Origin of the sequence: Streptococcus suis, from assembly GCF_002960445.1 — a bacterium.
Taxonomy (GTDB): domain Bacteria; phylum Bacillota; class Bacilli; order Lactobacillales; family Streptococcaceae; genus Streptococcus; species Streptococcus hyiners.
Window position 1 is genome coordinate 1 of record NZ_POJD01000056.1, and the last position, 347, is coordinate 347.

Genomic DNA, 347 nt, shown 5'->3' on the forward strand with positions numbered 1-347 from the left:
TAAAAGCCACAACGATTATTTACGATAAAGATGGTGCGGAAGCTGGGACATTGTCTGGTCAGAAGGGGACCTATGTAGAGCTGGATGCTATCTCTGATAATTTAGAGAATGCCGTTATCGCTACAGAAGATCGGAGCTTCTACAAAAATTCAGGCATTAATTACCAGCGTACAATTTTGGCTGCCTTGACGTTAGGTCGGTCTGGAGGTGGTTCAACTATTACCCAGCAATTGGCAAAAAATGCCTTTCTAACTCAGGATCAGACCATCAGTCGAAAGGCTCGAGAATTCTTTTTGGCTCTGGAAATCAATAAAAAGTACAGCAAGCAAGAAATTTTGACTATGTAT

The 347-nt window shown here is 41.5% G+C and carries 1 protein-coding gene; it reads left to right on the top strand.

All coding sequences use genetic code 11. The features are described from left to right. On the top strand, positions 1-347 hold a 347-nt coding region (locus C1G53_RS00285), incomplete at both ends, for a transglycosylase domain-containing protein (protein WP_161941336.1).